The sequence below is a fragment of the Caproiciproducens galactitolivorans genome (genome assembly GCF_029266045.1).
Classification (GTDB): domain Bacteria; phylum Bacillota; class Clostridia; order Oscillospirales; family Acutalibacteraceae; genus Caproiciproducens; species Caproiciproducens galactitolivorans.
This window is the reverse complement of the sequence record NZ_JAJUFJ010000011.1, coordinates 43,560-60,331: the sequence shown is the minus strand read 5'-3', so window position 1 is coordinate 60,331 and position 16,772 is coordinate 43,560. Positions and strand designations below refer to the sequence as shown.

The 16,772-nt window shown below is 53.0% G+C and carries 14 protein-coding genes and 1 riboswitch; of the genes, 6 read left to right on the top strand and 8 right to left on the bottom strand.

The features are described from left to right. Window positions 1–38 precede the first annotated feature (38 nt). From ychF to P9B68_RS08920, 3 genes are all read right to left on the bottom strand, one after another. On the bottom strand, window positions 39–1,133 hold the full coding sequence (gene ychF / locus P9B68_RS08930) for a redox-regulated ATPase YchF (RefSeq protein WP_135658916.1): 1,095 nt from the start codon (window positions 1,131–1,133) through the stop codon (window positions 39–41). A 90-nt stretch (window positions 1,134–1,223) separates the two neighbouring features. Then, window positions 1,224–3,368, bottom strand: coding sequence for a Tex family protein (locus tag P9B68_RS08925; RefSeq protein WP_277668878.1), 2,145 nt, complete (start codon window positions 3,366–3,368; stop codon window positions 1,224–1,226). 28 nt (window positions 3,369–3,396) lie between these two features. Continuing rightward, complete coding sequence (locus P9B68_RS08920; protein WP_277668877.1) at window positions 3,397–4,173, bottom strand: heparan-alpha-glucosaminide N-acetyltransferase; 777 nt, start codon at window positions 4,171–4,173, stop codon at window positions 3,397–3,399. A gap of 270 nt (window positions 4,174–4,443) precedes the next feature. Here P9B68_RS08920 and P9B68_RS08915 point away from each other — a divergent pair, with 270 nt between their 5' ends. From P9B68_RS08915 to thiT, 3 genes are all read left to right on the top strand, one after another. Next, the gene (locus P9B68_RS08915; RefSeq protein WP_135658907.1) at window positions 4,444–4,827 is read left to right on the top strand and encodes a thioesterase family protein; all 384 of its coding nucleotides are present in this window, start codon (window positions 4,444–4,446) and stop codon (window positions 4,825–4,827) included. 16 nt (window positions 4,828–4,843) lie between these two features. After that, entirely contained in the window at window positions 4,844–5,503 is a 660-nt protein-coding gene (locus P9B68_RS08910; protein ID WP_277668876.1) for an HAD hydrolase-like protein, read from the top strand. Window positions 5,504–5,597: 94 nt separating this feature from the next. Beyond that, window positions 5,598–5,709, top strand: a riboswitch (TPP riboswitch). A 79-nt stretch (window positions 5,710–5,788) separates the two neighbouring features. Then, entirely contained in the window at window positions 5,789–6,358 is a 570-nt protein-coding gene (gene thiT, locus P9B68_RS08905; protein WP_277668875.1) for an energy-coupled thiamine transporter ThiT, read from the top strand. Window positions 6,359–7,120: 762 nt separating this feature from the next. Here the strand turns inward: thiT and P9B68_RS08900 are convergent. The 5 genes from P9B68_RS08900 to P9B68_RS08880 all read right to left on the bottom strand — a co-directional run bounded on the left by P9B68_RS08900 (window position 7,121) and on the right by P9B68_RS08880 (window position 13,002). Then, on the bottom strand, window positions 7,121–7,387 hold the full coding sequence (locus P9B68_RS08900) for a (2Fe-2S) ferredoxin domain-containing protein (RefSeq protein ID WP_135658900.1): 267 nt from the start codon (window positions 7,385–7,387) through the stop codon (window positions 7,121–7,123). A 5-nt stretch (window positions 7,388–7,392) separates the two neighbouring features. Beyond that, window positions 7,393–9,084: a [FeFe] hydrogenase, group A gene (locus tag P9B68_RS08895; protein WP_135658897.1), complete on the bottom strand. Its 1,692-nt coding sequence runs from the start codon at window positions 9,082–9,084 to the stop codon at window positions 7,393–7,395. A 4-nt stretch (window positions 9,085–9,088) separates the two neighbouring features. After that, window positions 9,089–10,963, bottom strand: a complete 1,875-nt coding sequence (locus P9B68_RS08890; protein WP_277668874.1) for an NADH-quinone oxidoreductase subunit NuoF — start codon at window positions 10,961–10,963, stop codon at window positions 9,089–9,091. Continuing rightward, window positions 10,956–11,441 (bottom strand): complex I 24 kDa subunit family protein, encoded by a 486-nt coding sequence (locus tag P9B68_RS08885; protein ID WP_407932278.1) that lies wholly within the window; start codon window positions 11,439–11,441, stop codon window positions 10,956–10,958. Before P9B68_RS08885 ends, P9B68_RS08890 begins: the two co-directional genes overlap by 8 nt. A gap of 223 nt (window positions 11,442–11,664) precedes the next feature. Continuing rightward, window positions 11,665–13,002 carry an amino acid permease gene (locus P9B68_RS08880; RefSeq protein ID WP_135658891.1) on the bottom strand — a complete coding sequence of 446 codons (1,338 nt, stop codon included), beginning with the start codon at window positions 13,000–13,002 and terminating at the stop codon, window positions 11,665–11,667. 308 nt (window positions 13,003–13,310) lie between these two features. Between P9B68_RS08880 and ilvB the strand changes: the two genes are divergently transcribed. The 3 genes from ilvB to ilvC all read left to right on the top strand — a co-directional run bounded on the left by ilvB (window position 13,311) and on the right by ilvC (window position 16,526). Continuing rightward, window positions 13,311–14,936 (top strand): biosynthetic-type acetolactate synthase large subunit, encoded by a 1,626-nt coding sequence (gene ilvB / locus P9B68_RS08875; RefSeq protein ID WP_277668873.1) that lies wholly within the window; start codon window positions 13,311–13,313, stop codon window positions 14,934–14,936. Between the two features lie 11 nt (window positions 14,937–14,947). After that, entirely contained in the window at window positions 14,948–15,448 is a 501-nt protein-coding gene (gene ilvN, locus P9B68_RS08870; protein ID WP_135658885.1) for an acetolactate synthase small subunit, read from the top strand. Between the two features lie 76 nt (window positions 15,449–15,524). Next, window positions 15,525–16,526 carry a ketol-acid reductoisomerase gene (gene ilvC / locus P9B68_RS08865; protein ID WP_135658882.1) on the top strand — a complete coding sequence of 334 codons (1,002 nt, stop codon included), beginning with the start codon at window positions 15,525–15,527 and terminating at the stop codon, window positions 16,524–16,526. The last annotated feature ends 246 nt before the right edge of the window (window positions 16,527–16,772 follow it).

Sequence of the window (16,772 nt, the reverse complement as noted above, 5' to 3'; positions counted from 1 at the left end):
AGGAGCCCCACATCCTCAAGCTTTACGTCCGCTACAAATTATACGTTAAACCGGAACAGGACAACGTCCCCGTCCTTCATAACGTATTCCTTGCCTTCGCTGCGAACCAAACCTTTTTCCTTGGCAGCGGTAATGCTTCCGCAGGCCATCAGGTCGTTGAAGGAAACCACTTCTGCCCGGATGAAGCCGCGCTCGAAATCCGTATGGATTTTCCCGGCGGCCTGCGGCGCTTTCGTGCCCTTTTTGATCGTCCACGCGCGAACCTCCTGCGGACCGGCGGTCAGGTACGAAATCAGGCCAAGCAAATCATAACAGGCCTTGATCAGGCGGTCCAGCCCAGACTCTTTTAGCCCCATGTCCGCAAGGAACAGCTCCTTCTCGTCCTTGTCCATGCTGCTGATCTCCGCCTCAATCTGCGCGCAGATCGGCAGAACGCCGGCGTGCTCGCTGTCGGCAATTTCCTTTACGGTTTTAAAATACGGATTCTTTTCAATGCCGCCCTTGAAGTCGTCCTCACTCACATTGGCGGCGTAAATCACAGGCTTGTTGGTCAAAAGGGAAACGGAGCCGAGAAGCTCTGCCTCCTCTTCGGTACATTCCACGCTGCGCGCGGATTTCCCGGCGTTCAGCGCCTCTTTTACGCGGAGGAAGAAATCATATTCAGCCTGGTACTTCTTGTCCGCCTTCATCATTTTCTGCGTTTTCTCGATGCGGCGGTCCAGCACCTCCAAGTCGGACAGGATCAGTTCCAGATTAATTGTTTCAATGTCGCGCTTCGGGTCGACGCTACCCTCCACATGGATAATATCGTCGTTGTCAAAGCAGCGAACAACGTGGACGATCGCGTCGGACTCGCGGATATTCGCAAGGAACTTATTACCCAGCCCCTCGCCCTTGCTTGCGCCGCGCACCAGGCCGGCAATGTCCATAAATTCAATCGTTGCGGGCGTATATTTTTCCGGGTTGTACATCTCCGCAAGCTTGTCCAGCCGTTTGTCCGGAACCGCCACCACGCCCACGTTCGGCTCAATGGTACAGAACGGATAGTTTGCAGACTGCGCGCCCGCGTTGGTAATTGCGTTGAAAAGGGTACTCTTGCCTACGTTCGGCAAGCCTACGATACCAAGCTTCATGATTGTTTCCCTCTTTTATTTCTTTCTTCCTTGATTTAGTGCTCCGCTTCGGAGCAAATATAAAAAAGCGACTTAATCTTTTTGCACATCCTATTTCATCGTAAGGGCAATGCGCTTTTTCGCCATGTCAACGGAAAGCACGCGCACCTTAACCACATCGCCGACCTTCAGCACCTCACCCGGATGCTTAATGAATTTGTCGCAGATCTGCGAGATATGCACAAGGCCGTCCTGATGCACTCCGATATCGACAAACGCGCCGAAATCGATAACGTTGCGCACCGTCCCGTTCAATTCCATGCCGGGCTTCAAATCCTCCATGCTCAGCACGTCGGTGCGGAGGATCGGGGCGGGCAGCTCGTCGCGCGGGTCGCGGCCGGGGCGCAGAAGCTCCGTTACAATATCCCGGAGCGTCGGCAGACCAATGCCCAGCTTCTGGGCGGCGGTTTCCTCCCCAATTTTCATCACGCGCTCTTTCAGCTCGCCAATACGATTCTTTTTCACGCTGTCCATATCGTAGTCGCAAAGGGAAAGCAAGGCTTTCGCCGCGTCGTACGATTCCGGATGGACTGCGGTATTATCCAGTATATTCTCGCTTTCGCTTACGCGCAAGAAACCCGCGCACTGCTCGAAGGTCTTGGGTCCCAGCTTCGGCACTTTCTTCAGTTCCCCGCGCGAATGGAAGGCGCCGTTTTCCTCGCGGTAGGCGACAATATTTTTCGACACCGCAGCGGAAATGCCCGCCACTTTTTCCAGAAGGGACGGCGAAGCGGTATTTAAATCCACGCCCACCGTGTTTACGCAATCCTCGACCACGCCGCCAAGCGCCTCGTCAAGCTGTTTCTTCGGCATATCATGCTGGTACTGCCCCACGCCGATCGCCTTCGGGTCGATTTTTACCAGCTCGGCAAGCGGATCCTGCAAACGGCGCGCAATCGAAACCGCGCTGCGCAGGGTGACGTCGTATTCCGGGAACTCCTGCGCCGCAAGCTTGCTCGCGGAGTAAACGGAGGCGCCCGCTTCGCTGACGACCATGTAGGCAACGCCGCCATGCAGTTCCTTTATCAGGTCGGCGGTAAACAGTTCGGTTTCCCGGGAAGCCGTTCCGTTGCCGATGGCGATCACCTCCACCTTATGCTTTTTAATCATATCGGAGATGATCTGCTTTGCTTCCTGCACTTTTTTCTCGGAATGGGTCGGATAAATCACGCCCGTATCCAGCACCCGGCCCGTCGGGTCAACCACCGCCACCTTGCAACCCGTCCGGTAGCCAGGATCAAGCCCCATCACGACGCGGTTCTTCACCGGCGGCTGCATTAAAAGCTGGCGCAGGTTTACGGAGAAAACTTTGATTGCCGCTTCGTCCGCAGCTTCGGTCAGCGAATTGCGGATTTCCCGCTCGATGGACGGGAAAATCAGCCGGTCGTAAGCGTCTTCCCCCGCCTGCTCGACGGCTTCGGAGCAGGGGCTGTTTTCTTTTACGAAGGTGGATTCCACAATATGAAGCCCGCGCGTGCGGTCCAGATCGATCGTCACTTTCAAAAAGCCCTCGCGCTCGCCGCGGTCAATGGCAAGCACGCGGTGGCCGGCAATTTTTCTGCATGGCTCGCGGAAATCATAGTACTGGGCGTAAACAGAATCCTCGTCCGGGTTCGCGGCCTTGGAAACCACATCCCCCTGCGCCATGGCGACCACGCGCAGGCGCTTGCGCACGCCCGCGTCGTCGGAAATGCGCTCCGCAATAATATCGAGCGCGCCCGCAAGCGCGTCCTCCGGGGTTTCTACGCCAAGCTCGGCGTTCACATAGCCTTCCGCCAGATCGATCGGGTAGGGCGAATCCGGTTTCTGCTCGAAAATCGCGTCTGCAAGGGGTTCCAGCCCCTTCGCCTTCGCAACGGACGCGCGGGTTTTCCGCTTCGGGCGGAACGGGCGGTAAATATCGTCAATTTCCGAAAGCGTTTCCGCGGCGGCAAGGGCGGCGGCGATTTCGTCCGTCATGCAGTCGGCGGCGGTAATCAGCCCGGTTACTTCCTCCCTCCGCTTTTCCAGCGAACGCAGGTATTCCAGCCGTTCCGCTATGTTCCGGAGCATCTGGTCGTCGAGCGAACCGTGTGCCTCCTTGCGGTAACGCGCGATAAAGGGGATGGTGTTCCCCTCGTCGATCAGCTCAATCACCTTCTGCACCTGCCACTGCTGCAGTTGGAACTGCTGCGCCAATATTGAAACAAAATCCATGAAATCCCTCCGAAAAGATCAAAATGCTTTACTGTATCCGTTTTACGACAGCGGAAACGGCGTAGCATACGCCGTAAATCACCGGCTGATGGACAATATAAATGATCAGGGCGTGCCGCCCAAGCCACGAAAAGAACGGGACGCGCGACGGATAAAAGAACGCGGGGAAACGTCCCTGCACGGCCAGCTTGCCAAGGAACGTACCCGCCGCGAATACGAAAATCCACGGGAACAGCCCAAAATAGTCCGCGCTTCGGAACGTACTGCTGTAAATTCCAAGCGGCGCGAGCCAGTTTGTCTGATAAAGCGACTGCGGGAGCGATACGCCAATCTGTGGCGAAATGCCAAGGTATCCGCTGGAAATCCCCATGGTGCAGACGTAAAGCACCGCACAGGCCGCAACCGCAACCCACGAAAAGCGGAAACGGTCGGCAAGGGGCTTTAACAGGCCGTACAAAATCATGCAGACCGATAAAAAATGCAGGATGCCGAACACAATCACTTCTTCCGGCACCACAAGCCAGGTAATCAGCGTAACCGCGAGCGCCACGCCGAGGAGCTTTATACCGCGCAGAAGATTCGAATGTGAAAGGTTCGAGGAAATACCGGAAATCAGCATAAACAGTCCGGCGTAATAGGGTTCTGCGGGCATAAAAAAGTCGAGCAGAAACATGCCCGCTTTGCTGTTATAAAGAAAGGCCAGCGTGTAAAAGCCATGATAGAAGACCATGCAGAAAACCGCAAAGCCGCGCAGCTCGTCCATCAAATGAATGCGCCCGCGGCCAGCGCCCGAAGTTTGAGGCATCCGTTCCCCTCCCAGTAAAATATCAAAAAGCCGTCAGGCGTCAAAAATCGTACAAACAGGGCAGCAAGCGCCGCAACCGGAGCAGCAAACCCGCAACCGACGTTTTGGAAATTTTGCCATTTCGGAATTTAGCCAGCAGGCTGCCCTCCGGTTATTGTTTTCTATTTATTAATCCGACAGAGTATGTTATACTAAAGACAAAGTCCGGTTCCTTCCGGCTATTTCCATTCGTTTATCATTTATTATATCATGATACAGGAGGCAATTTCAATGAAAGAGACAAAATTGACCCGCGAATACACCGTCAAGGAAGAGATGCTTGCCGTCAATTTCGGCAGCGGAAGCGTGCGCGTGCTTGCCACTCCGATGGTTGCCGCCTTTTTTGAAGGGACGGCAGCCGAGCTGGCGCAAAAAAACCTGGAAGAACCTTACACTACTGTGGGCTCTGTCATTACCGTTGAGCATCTTGCCCCTACTGCTCTCGGCTGCAAGGTAAGCGTTACCGCCGAGCTGACGGAAATCGACGGGCGCATATACCGTTTCAAGCTGGAAGCCTACGACAACGCCGGGCTGATTGCAACCGGCACGCACGAGCGGGTAAGCGTAAAAAAGGATCGTTTTGAGGAAAAAGCAGAAAACAGAAAAAATCAATAAAAGAAGGGTTGATCAAATGAAACCAGCATACGATTTAATCTTATTTGATTTGGACGGCACCCTCACCGATTCCGAACCGGGCATCACCTCCTGCGTTAAGTACTCCCTTGAAAAAATGGGGCTCCCGGTTCCCAGCCATCAGGTGCTCCGCAAGTTTATCGGACCACCGCTTTATTACGGTTACGTTAAATTCTGCGGCATGACGCCGGAACAGGCGGAAAAGGCCAGCGTTTATTACCGCGAAGTCTACCACACGACCGGCGCGTTCCAAAACACCCCCTATCCCGGCATTATGGAACTTCTGGAGGAACTGAAAAGCGCAGGCGCAACGATGGCTGTGGCAACCTCCAAGCCCGACCCTATTGCTTACCGCGTTCTGGATTATTTTAAGCTTTCGCCTTATTTTTCCTATATCGCCTGCCCCAATGAATCCGAACACAGCGGTGAAAAATACGTGCTGCTGGAATCGTGCCTGAAGCACTGCGGAGTAAAGGCCGAAAACGCCGTTATGATCGGCGACACACATTTTGACATTGAAGGCGCGCAGAGGGCCGGCACCCATTTTATCGGCGTGCTATACGGCTTTGGAACAAAAGAGGAAATGGAAGAAAAGGGCGGCAGGGTTTTCGCACGCAACCTTGCGGAGCTGAAAGAACTCCTCCTGATTCCTGATTAAAGCGCGAAATTTGCCGCGCCCGGCGGAACTTTGTCATTTTATTCACAAAAACACTTGACAAATCAATGCCTTTTCTGTAATATATATTATTGAACTGAATACACAGGGGCGCTGAGTAACCTCGGCTGAGAGAAAGCGAATCGACGTTTTTGACCCTTAAACCTGATCTGGATAATGCCAGCGTAGGAAATTTGCTTTTTAACGCTCCAGCGGAATCCGTGGAGCGTTTTTTATTTCCCGGGTATTGTTTTTCGGTTCAAAATTTACAATTTTCGGAGGGTAATTATGAAAAAGAGCAATACCTTGATTCTCGTCGAATGCGCTCTGATGATCGCCATGTCGACCGTACTGAGCATGTTCAAAATTTACGAAATGCCGCAGGGCGGCTCGGTTACCTGCGGAAGCTTGGTGCCGCTGGTTCTGGTTTCTTACCGCCACGGGCTAAAATGGGGCGCCGGCACCGCGTTCGTGCACAGCCTTTTGCAAATGCTGATCAAATTCAATCCGCCGCCGGCAAACAGCTTTGCCGCTTTCGCCGGCGTTGTGCTCTTAGACTACGTCCTTGCGTTCACCGTACTGGGAATCGCGGCGTTCTTCGGCAAGCCGTTTAAGAACCGTTCCGTCAGCGTCGCTGTCGGCGCAGCCGCCGTAACATTCCTGCGGTTCCTGTGCAGCTTCGCTTCGGGAATCCTTATCTGGCAGGACTACGCGCCGAAGGATATGCCGGTCTGGCTCTACTCCCTTACATACAACGGAAGCTACATGCTCCCCGAAGGGATTCTCACCGCTGTGGTCGCCGTCATCCTGATTAAGGCGCTCGACCGCGTAGAACACCGCACCCCGTCAAGAGCATAGCCAGTATTTTTATATAAGGAAACCCAATTGTCGTGATTAACGACAATTGGGTTTCCTTGCTTCTCATGCTTGTAGGAAAAACGAGATTAAGCTCTTTTTAATTTTTAGAATCCGGTAATAATTTAGTTTACCCTCAGGCTGGAAGGGCCCTTACTTTCGGTATCGGACGAAAGTATGCAAAGTCCTCGCAGGGGAATTCACAATTCCCGTCGAGAGGGTTCAAAACAATCCCCCAGCACTCCCGGGTATCCCCAACTACCTTTCGTGTACATGCTTTCTTACAGGTTTTCATTGACGTTCAAATCATAGGAAGTTCAGAATTCCAGTTGACAAATTCATTTTTATTCTCAATAGAAAATATGCTGTAATTGAGTATTAATATAAAAGGAGTTAAAGATGATGGGGAGTTTTATGTTATTACTTGCAATAGCAGTAATAGAGTCTTTTTTGAGAATTTTGGTTTATATTACAATTATTTTTATGGGTTTAAGTTGGGTAAGGCATTGAATAATTATAATAATAAGAATTCAAAGTAATTTATTGTTAAATTCCCAATAGGAATTCCGAAAATGAAAACAATCAATAAGAAAAGGCTTTTTCCCTAATAATTTATTAAGGGAAAAGCCTTTCTGGCTTAATAAGATAACATTTGTTATATTTTTCTTTAGTTCGGAGAAATACCAATTGCCCAAGCATGATCGGAATTTCCGATAGATGAAGATACGGAAAGGGCGCGGGGGTTTGTCCCCGCGCCCTTTGTTTTTAGCTGTTTGCTTTTTTCTTATGGAATTCCGGAAGTACGTTATCCTCAAAGAAAGCCTTGGCGGTACTGCCGGTAACGCTTTGCGGCTGGCCCCTGTCGATGCTTACGCACACACCCTCACCGCCGCATTTACCCATGCAGAAGGCCGCTTTCACTTTTACTTTGTCATACAACTTATACTTCTCGATTAACTGCTGAAAAACAGCGATGACATTATAACTGCCCTTCAAATGGCAGGAGGTTCCGACGCAAACGCGTATGGTCATAGCAATCACCTGTTCCCCTTTTGATAATCCACATGAAGGAGCTTATGAACCTTCCCTTTCAGCAGATCGCCGTACAGGGACATAACCACCGGGTTTTCCTCCGAACGCTTGATGCTGCACATCTTATCTGCCGCATACAGGCCGGCACCGCGCTTTTTCTTGCCCTCCGCGTCGGTAATCGGCTGACCCGCGCCGCAGACACAGCCACCGGGGCACGCCATGACTTCTACGAAATCGTAATGCGTTTCGCCGCTCTTCATGCGCTGAATCAGGTCTTCCGCGTTTTTCAGACCGCTGACAATGGCGATTTTCAGCTCGCGTTCGCCGTATTGGACGGTTGTTTCCTTCAAGCCCTGCATTCCGCGCACGCCGTTGAACGCGATGGAACGAAGCTCTGCGCTGGACTTATCCTCGGCCAGACGGCGGATAACCGCTTCCGTAACGCCGCCGGTCACGCCGAAGATCACGCCCGCGCCGCTCTTGTCGCTAAACGGCATATCGATCGCTTCAGATTCCAGCTCGGAGAAATAGATACCGGATTCCTTAATCATCTGGATTAATTCCTGCGTGGTAAGGACGTAATCGATATACGGCACGCCGTTTTCCTTGAATTCCTCCCTTGCCGCCTCGAATTTTTTCGCGGTGCAGGGCATAATCGCCACGACCACGGTCTTGCGGCGGGAGTGCTTGTTTTCCTCCTTCAGAACGGAACCGAACATTTCCATCGGCGAACGGCAGGTGGAAACATTGGGGAGCAGCTCCGGATGCTTCTTTTCCACGTACTGAATCCACGCCGGGCAGCAGGAGGTGAACAGCGGCAGGTTTTCACCGCTTTCCAAACGCTCAATGAACTCGTTCGCTTCCTCCATTACGGTTAAATCCGCGCCGGTCGCGGTGTCGTACACTTCGTCCGCACCCATGCGCTTGAGCGCGGCGACGATCTTGCCCATTAAGTCATCTCCGGCCTTCTGACCCAGCTTTCCGCCAAGGCCCACACGCACGGCGGGAGCAATCTGTACCACAACTTTGGTCTTTTTATCATTGAGCGCGGCCCAAACCTGATCCGTTTCCTTCTTCACCACAATCGCGCCCGTCGGGCAAACAGCGGCGCACTGGCCGCAGCCCACGCAGTTGGATTCCGCAATCGGGATATGGAACGCGGTGCTAACCGTCATTTTCGCTCCGCGCGACATAAAGTCGATGGCGCCGACGTTCTGCACTTCGTTGCACATACGCACACAGTCGCCGCAGAGGATGCATTTATTGGTATCGCGTACAATGCACGGGGAAGAATCGTCCAGCTTCGGCTGATCCGCCGTATTCTGGAAGCGGACGCGCTTGATTCCGAAGCGCTCTGCAAGCTCCTGCAGCTTGCACTCACCGTTTTTCTCGCAGGTAGTGCAGTCGCGGCAGTGATTGGACAGCAGAAGCTCCAAAATCATTTTGCGGTACCGGCGGAGTTTCGGCGTATTGGTGTAAATCACCATACCGGCCTTCGGCGGAGTGGAACACGCGGCTTCCATACCGCCCCATTTATTTTCAACCATGCACATACGGCAGGCGCCGTATACGGACAGTTCAGAATGATAGCAAAAGGTTGGCAGCTCAATGCCCGCCTTGCGGATCAGGCTGAGCAGGTTTTTCTCGCCCTCGATTGCCACGGGAATATTGTCGACCATTACAAAATCTCTGCTCATTTCATTAATCCTCCTTTACCGCATGGAACGCGCAGGCGCTGACGCACGCGCCGCACTTCACGCACTTTGCGCTGTCAATGACAAACGGCGATTTAATTTGCCCGGTAATCGCCCCTGCGGGACAATTTCTGGCGCACTTTGAACAGCCCTTGCACAGGGCGGGATCTATGTAAATCTTCCTCAGCTTCTGGCAGGTTTTCGTCGGGCAGACTTTGTCGTTAATATGCGCGTCGTACTCGTCGCGGAAATACTTGATCGTGCTGAGTACCGGCAGCGCCGCAGATTTGCCCAAGCCACACAGCGCAGTTGCCGAAATGGTTTCCGCAAGTTCTTCCAGCAGTTCAACGTCGCCCGGCTGGCCGTTTCCGGCGACAATCCGCTCCAGAATTTCCAGCATGCGCTTGGTGCCTTCACGGCAGGGCACGCATTTTCCGCAGGATTCATTCTGGGTAAAGCTCATGAAGAAGCGGGCAACCTCCACCATACAGGTGTGTTCATCCATAACAACCAGTCCGCCGGAGCCGATCATGGCGCCGACCTTTTTCAGGTTGTCAAAGTCCAGCGGCAGGTCAAGGTGTTCCTTCGTAAGACATCCGCCGGAAGGACCACCGATCTGCACGGCTTTGAATTCGGCACCGTCCCGCATGCCGCCGCCGATATCGTAGATGATTTCACGCAGGGTAGTTCCCATCGCCACTTCAATCAAGCCGGTGTTCACGATGTTGCCGGTCAGGGCGAATGCCTTGGTTCCCGGGCTGTTTTCCGGGCCGATGGAACGGAACCACTGCCCTCCGTTCAGGACAATCGCCGGAACGTTCGCGTAGGTTTCCACGTTGTTCAATACCGTCGGGCTGTCGTAAAGGCCATGCTCAACCGTACGGGGCGGCTTTACGCGCGGCATACCGCGCTTGCCCTCGATGGAAGCGGTCAGCGCGCTGCCCTCGCCGCAGACGAACGCGCCCGCGCCGCGGCTAATTTTTATATCGAAGCAAAGGTCAGTCCCTAAAATATGGTCGCCCAGGATACCGAGCTCACGCGCCTGCTCAATGGCGATGCCGAGGCGCTTTACCGCGAGCGGATACTCCGCTCGGACATAGATATAGCCCTGCTTCGCGCCGCAGACGTATGCCGCGAGGATCATGCCCTCCAGCATCTTGTGGGGATCGCTCTCCATCACGCTACGGTCCATAAACGCGCCGGGGTCGCCCTCGTCGCCGTTACAAACAATGTATTTCTCCTTCGCCTTCTGCCGTTTTACCTGCGACCATTTGCGCGCGGTCGGGAATCCGCCGCCGCCGCGCCCGCGCAGGTTGGAAATTTCAACTTCGCGCAGCACTTCTTCCGGCGTCATTTCAAACAACGCCTTTTCCAGCGCGGTGTAGCCGTCTTTCGCTATGTACTCGCCGATGGAGGTTGCGTCAATCTGCCCGCAATGCTCCAACACCACGCGCTTCTGCATTTTATAGAACGGAATGGATTCCTGATGTTTGTGGGTTTCGTCCCCTTTGTGGTATGTCAGCCGCTCAACGCAGGTATCGCCAACCACGCTGGTTCCCAGAATCTCTTCGCAGTCTTCGGGCTTTACTTTTACGTACAGGTAGCCTTTCGGCTCAATGCGCACCAACGGGCCCATTTCGCAGAAGCCGTGGCATCCGCTCTTTTTCACGCCGATGGGGTCGCCTTCCGGCTCATGCTCCAGGTCAACCACGCAGTTGATTCCTTTTTCCTGGATCAGCTTCATAAAGGTATCGTACAGCTTCAGCGAACCGTTTGCCACGCAGGCGGTTCCGGCACAGATCAGGATTTTTACTTTCTGGCGGTCCAACCGCTCCTTGTAAAGCGCGCGGAGGTTTTGCAAATCTTCACGGGATTTAAGCATCAATCGTTCCCTCCTTCAGCCCTGTCAGAAGCTCCTTCACTTTATCCGGAGACATCATTCCCATTACCTTATCGTTCACCGTCAATGTCGGGGCAAGCCCGCAGGCGCCAAGGCAGGAAACCGTTTCCACCGTAAAAAGAAGGTCGTCCGTCGTTTTTTTTGAAGGGGAAAGCCCCAGTTCGCTGCGGAGCTGCTCAAGAATAGCCGTCGACTTGCGGACATGGCAAGCTGTTCCGTCGCAAACCTTAATGACATATTTTCCCTTTGGTTCCAGCGAGAAATTCTCATAAAAAGTCGCTATGCTGAAAATCTGCGCTTCGCTGATTCCCAGCTTGCTCGAATAATAGGGAAAAACGCACCGGGGAAGATAATGATACACCTCCTGTGTATCCTGAAGAATGGCAATTATGCTTCCGGGATCATACTGATACTTTTCCAGTATCTTGTCTAATTGGATTACGTCACACACCGATTCCAATTGGAACTCTCCTCTCATATAATTTGTCCCTACAGGAGCTGACGGGCTATGCCGCCGTTACTATTAATGTTAAAAATATATCATATTGTTATTTTTTTGTCAATGCATAGACAAGCGGATTTTTAGGGGAAATTTTGTACTTGTTTCCCATAATCCTACTACAACGGATGAAAACGAAAGAAAGAGCGGAAAAGAAAGCAATAACTTTCTTTTCTTTGGAAATTCAGGTTAAAATCTTTAATTTTTTCAAGAGCAAATAGCACAGAATCAGCGCTGCAAAAAGGATAACCCCGCAGACCAGCGCGGACACCTGCCCCTCGTAAAACGGCGACGTTGCCAGAACCGCCAAAATCAGCACCGCTTCCAGGAAGCAAGTAAAGGGATAGCCCGGTGCTTTGTAGCGCAGCTTTTCCGGATTTTCCCGAAGCGTTTTTCTGCGGTAAAAATAGTGGGTGACGGAAATCGTCAGCCAATTGAACATGGCCAGAAAGCCGCTGGCGGTCGCGAGCAGGACAAAGACCTTCTGCGGAAGCCAGTACGATAAAACCGCTGTGAAAAGCAACGCCACGCTGCTTACAACCAGCGCGTAAACCGGCACGCCGTTTTTGTTGTTTTTGAGGAAAATTGCCGGAGCCTGCCGGCCGCGGCTGAGGGAATTCAGCATGCGGGACGAGCTGTACATCGAGGAATTCAACCCGGAGAGCGCAGCGGACAGGACAATAAAATTCAGGATGCTGTCGGAAAACGGGATTTTCAAACGGTTGAGGACGGTGACAAACGGGCTGACCGTCGGGGACAGCGTATCCCACGGAATCAGCAACACGAGGAAGAGCGCAGAGATGCTGTAAAGCAGAATGACAACGGCATTAATAATAAAAATCGCGGCAGGCGCATTTCGAGCCGGGTCTTCTGTTTCCGCGATGGCAAGGCCGATGATTCCCGTTCCCGTAAAGGAAAACATCACCATAATCATGGAAGCGAACACGCCGTTTACACCTTTCGGCAAGAAGCTTTCCCACGACGCAAACGGGCGGTTCACCACGGAGAATCCCGGGACGAACCCAAGCAGAACGGAAAAACCGAAGAGGATGAAGAAAACCAATGCGATCACCTTTACCGAAGCCAGAATCATTTCGATTTCACTTAATCCTCTTACATCCTTTAGATTAATCCCCGTCATGACGACCGCATAGACGAGGCAGAATATCCAAAGCGGCACGTTTGGGAACCAGAAGCTCGTGAAAACGGCGGCCGCGGCAACTTCGCTCGCCATTCCCAGAACGCCGCTGAACCAGAACATCCAGCCGTTCACAAAGCCGATCCACGGTCCGAAGATTTCGGAGGCGTGAACCCGGAACGCGCCCGGCGCCGGATGGATCACGCACATTTCCGTAATGAACATGACCTCCAGCGCCATGATGAACCCGCCGAAAAGATACGAAAGAATCGCAGCCGGCCCCGCGACGGACAAAACCGTGGAACTTCCAAGGAACAGGCCCGAGCCGATAATATTCCCAAGTGACATAAAAACCAGATGCTTTCTGCTAAATTTTTTATTCATGGATTTTAGCCCTCGTTTTTCATGATAATCTTCCTCTATAATTCCCGGAAAGCGGATTAATTATTGCAGAAATTGTTATTCTTAATCAAATGCAAATCCGCCGGGCACCAAAGCGGACGGCTTTCTTTTTTCCCGCGGCAAAGCCGGGGGTTCGGGCAGGGGCACAAATCTCATCAGCAGTAACGAAAAAACGGGAAAGAACCGGCAATAATTTAGCAATTTAGTTCGCTAAAATTTCTTGACGGGTTCCGGCAAAAATTCTATAATATAAGGAATAACATCCAAGTAAATTTATTGAGGTGAATGCATTGATAAGCGGAGCGGAAATCATGGTAGAATGCCTAAAAAGCGAGAACGTGCAGATTGCGTTCGGGTACCCCGGCGCGGCCATCTGCCCTTTCCTAGACTACCTATACCGCTCACCGATCCGGCACATTTTGGTGCGCGAGGAACAGAACGCCGCCCATGAAGCCAGCGGCTACGCAAGGGCGAGCGGAAAACCGGGCGTCTGCATTGCGACAAGCGGCCCCGGTGCCACCAACATGATTACCGGTATTGCTACGGCGTACATGGACTCTGTCCCCCTGATCGCCATTACCGGTCAGGTCAGTTCCGAACTGCTTGGCCGCGACGTGTTTCAGGAAGCGGACATCACCGGCGCATGCGAGCCGTTTACCAAACATTCTTATTTGGTAAAAAACGCCTCGGACCTGCCGCGGATTTTTAAAGAAGCGTTCCACATTGCCTCTACTGGACGCCCCGGTCCGGTGCTGATCGACGTTCCGGTCGATATTCAGCTTTCTGAAGTCCCAGAATTTATCTATCCCCAGCGCGCGGAAATTATCGGCTACAAGCCGCGCACACAGGGACACGCCATGCAGATTAAAAAGGCACTTGCCGCCATGCAGGAAGCAAAGCGCCCGGTTCTGGTCTGCGGGGGCGGTGTCGTGCTGGCGGGCGCGCGGAATGAACTGGTCGCGTTCGCGAAAAAAAGCGGCATCCCCGTCGTTTCCACCATGATGGGCATTGGCGTGGTTCCGATGGACAGCCGGCTGTATCTTGGCATGATCGGCATGCACGGGCACAAAAACGCAAACCGCGCCGTAAGCGAAGCCGACCTTGTGATCCTCTGCGGCGCGCGAGTGGGCGACCGGGCGGTTTCCGCCCCGGAACAAATGGCGGAAAAGGCAAAAATTATCCATATTGATATTGACCCTGCCGAAATCGGCAAGAATATGACCGCCCATATCCCCATTGTGGGCGATATTCGGCTGGTGCTCCACGATTTTGCCGAGCAGTCCAATGTTTCCGTGCCGCAGGAATGGATTGACACCGTCCTGCGCTATAAAGACGAATATAAGCCAGTCGGCGAACCGGACAGCCAAAGCGGCTTTGTGGAGCCGCGCTCCTTTATGCGTTCGCTTTCCTCCATGATGGAGGAAGACGCCATTCTGACCGCCGACGTAGGGCAGAACCAGATATGGGCCGCGCGCAATTTCAACGTAAAGGAAGGCCGTTTCCTCACTTCGGGCGGGCTCGGCACCATGGGTTACGCGCTTCCCGCCGCCATCGGCGCAAAGCTGGCGAAGCCGCACCGGCAGGTTCTGTGCATCTGCGGCGACGGTTCCTTCCAGATGGCGATGTGCGAGCTTGGCACCGTCTGCCAGTACGGCGTCAATATAAAAATCATCCTGATGCAGAACGACCGTTTGGGCATGGTTCGCGAAATTCAGGAAAAAAAGTACGGCAGCCGCTATGTGCTGACAGTCCTGGAGGGCAATCCGGACTTTGTGAAGCTGGCGGAAGCCTACGGAATCCGCTGTGCGCTTGCTTCCTCCAACGAGGAAGCCGAAAAGCTTGCGGCGGAAATGCTCAAATCCGACAAAGCGTTTATACTGGTGTGCCGGGTGGATCCCGACGCGCCGACGATATAGGAGGCGGCTGAATGAAATATACCCTTTCCGTTTTAGTTGAAAACCAGCCGGGCGTCCTTTCCAAGGTTTCCGGCCTGTTTTCCCGCCGCGGCTTCAATATTGACAGCCTCGCTGTCGGGATTACGGAGGATCCCACCATTTCCCGCATCACCATTGTGGTGAACGGCGACGAATACCTTGTGGAGCAGGTGGAAAAGCAGCTCAACAAGCTGATACCCGTCATTAAGGTGAAGGTTCTGGAACCCGGCCGCTTCATAAGCTGCGAGCTTTCGCTGATCAAGGTAAGCTGCAACACCAAGCAGCGCGCGGAAATTATGAAAATTGCCGAGCTGATGCAGGCGCAGATTGTCGACGTTGCCACCACTTCGCTGACGCTCCGCCTGTGCGACAATGACGAACGCACCCAGACACTCATCAGCCTTTTAAGGCCGTACGGCATTAAGGAAATCGTCCGTGCCGGCACGCTCGCCATTGAAAAAGGCGCCACCACCACAAAAAAGAAGAATCCTTAAACCGCCAACCAATGCTTGAGCATTTTCGCTTAAGTATTTCGTTAATATTTTGCCGTAAGGCCAGGAGGAATTAGAAATGCCAAAAATCTATTACCAAGCAGATTGCGACATCAATTTGCTTAAAGGGAAGACCGTTGCGATTATCGGCTATGGCAGCCAGGGCCACGCCCATGCGCTGAACCTGCGTGACAGCGGTGTAAACGTAATTGTCGGCCTTTACGAAGGCAGCAAGAGCAAGGAAAAAGCAGAAGCCGCCGGCTTAAAGGTTCTCAGCGTCGCAGAAGCGACGAAGGCCGCCGATATTATTATGATTTTGATTCCGGACGAGCGTCAGGCCGATATGTATAAAAAAGACATTGCCCCCAACCTTACGGAAGGCAAGGCAATCGCTTTCGCGCACGGCTTCAACATCCATTACGGCCAGATTCAGCCGCCGAAGAATGTCGACGTATTTATGATCGCGCCGAAGGGGCCAGGCCATACCGTCCGCAGCGAATACACCGCGGGGAAAGGCGTTCCGTGCCTGATCGCCGTGGCGCAGGACTACACCGGCCATGCGCATGATCTCGGGCTTGCCTACGCCGCCGGGCTCGGCGCCGCAAGAGCCGCCGTTATGGAAACCACCTTTAAGATTGAAACTGAAACCGACCTGTTCGGCGAACAGTGCGTGCTTTGCGGCGGTGTAACCGCTTTGATGCAGGCCGGCTTTGAAACGCTGGTCGAAGCAGGCTACGCACCGGAAAACGCTTATTTCGAGTGCATCCATGAAATGAAGCTGATCGTAGACCTGATCTACAGGGGCGGCTTCTCCCTAATGCGCTACTCCATCAGCGACACCGCGGAATTCGGCGATTACGAAACCGGCAAGCGCCTGATTACGGAAGAAACAAAGAAAGAAATGAAGAAAGTCCTCTCCGAAATTCAGGACGGCACCTTTGCCAGCAAGTGGATTGCCGAAAACAAGAACGGCCGTGCGCACTTCAACGCATGCCGCCGCATTGCCGCAAGCCACCAGCTTGAGGAAGTCGGCAAGGAGCTTCGCAAAATGTATGCGTGGAATGACGATCCGATCGACTAATCCGCGCCCAGCATTCGTATAATCAAAAGAACGGTATCCGCCGTGTCCGTTTTCAGGCACCGGTTGGCAAAACCCCGGTTAAGGGGGCGCCTGGCGTCTGGGAACGGGGCGGCGGCATTTTTGGCCCATGCGCAATGCCGGCGGAGCACCTTTTCTATCTAAATCTTAATTTTGGGTTTAGGGCACAAACAAGAAAAATTTGAATATAAATATGATATCGCTTTACAAACGGATACTTTTTACAGG

What these genes read in the sequence shown, in the direction of transcription:
- P9B68_RS08910 (WP_277668876.1), top strand. Translation starts at nt 4,844, where the DNA reads ATGAAACCAGCATACGATTTAATCTTATTTGATTTGGACGGCACCCTC.
- P9B68_RS08925 (WP_277668878.1), bottom strand. Translation starts at nt 3,368, where the DNA reads ATGGATTTTGTTTCAATATTGGCGCAGCAGTTCCAACTGCAGCAGTGG.
- P9B68_RS08890 (WP_277668874.1), bottom strand. Translation starts at nt 10,963, where the DNA reads ATGCTTAAATCCCGTGAAGATTTGCAAAACCTCCGCGCGCTTTACAAG.
- P9B68_RS08880 (WP_135658891.1), bottom strand. Translation starts at nt 13,002, where the DNA reads ATGAATAAAAAATTTAGCAGAAAGCATCTGGTTTTTATGTCACTTGGG.
- P9B68_RS08895 (WP_135658897.1), bottom strand. Translation starts at nt 9,084, where the DNA reads ATGAGCAGAGATTTTGTAATGGTCGACAATATTCCCGTGGCAATCGAG.
- ilvC (WP_135658882.1), top strand. Translation starts at nt 15,525, where the DNA reads ATGCCAAAAATCTATTACCAAGCAGATTGCGACATCAATTTGCTTAAA.
- thiT (WP_277668875.1), top strand. Translation starts at nt 5,789, where the DNA reads ATGAAAAAGAGCAATACCTTGATTCTCGTCGAATGCGCTCTGATGATC.
- P9B68_RS08915 (WP_135658907.1), top strand. Translation starts at nt 4,444, where the DNA reads ATGAAAGAGACAAAATTGACCCGCGAATACACCGTCAAGGAAGAGATG.
- ilvN (WP_135658885.1), top strand. Translation starts at nt 14,948, where the DNA reads ATGAAATATACCCTTTCCGTTTTAGTTGAAAACCAGCCGGGCGTCCTT.
- P9B68_RS08900 (WP_135658900.1), bottom strand. Translation starts at nt 7,387, where the DNA reads ATGACCATACGCGTTTGCGTCGGAACCTCCTGCCATTTGAAGGGCAGT.
- ychF (WP_135658916.1), bottom strand. Translation starts at nt 1,133, where the DNA reads ATGAAGCTTGGTATCGTAGGCTTGCCGAACGTAGGCAAGAGTACCCTT.
- P9B68_RS08920 (WP_277668877.1), bottom strand. Translation starts at nt 4,173, where the DNA reads ATGCCTCAAACTTCGGGCGCTGGCCGCGGGCGCATTCATTTGATGGAC.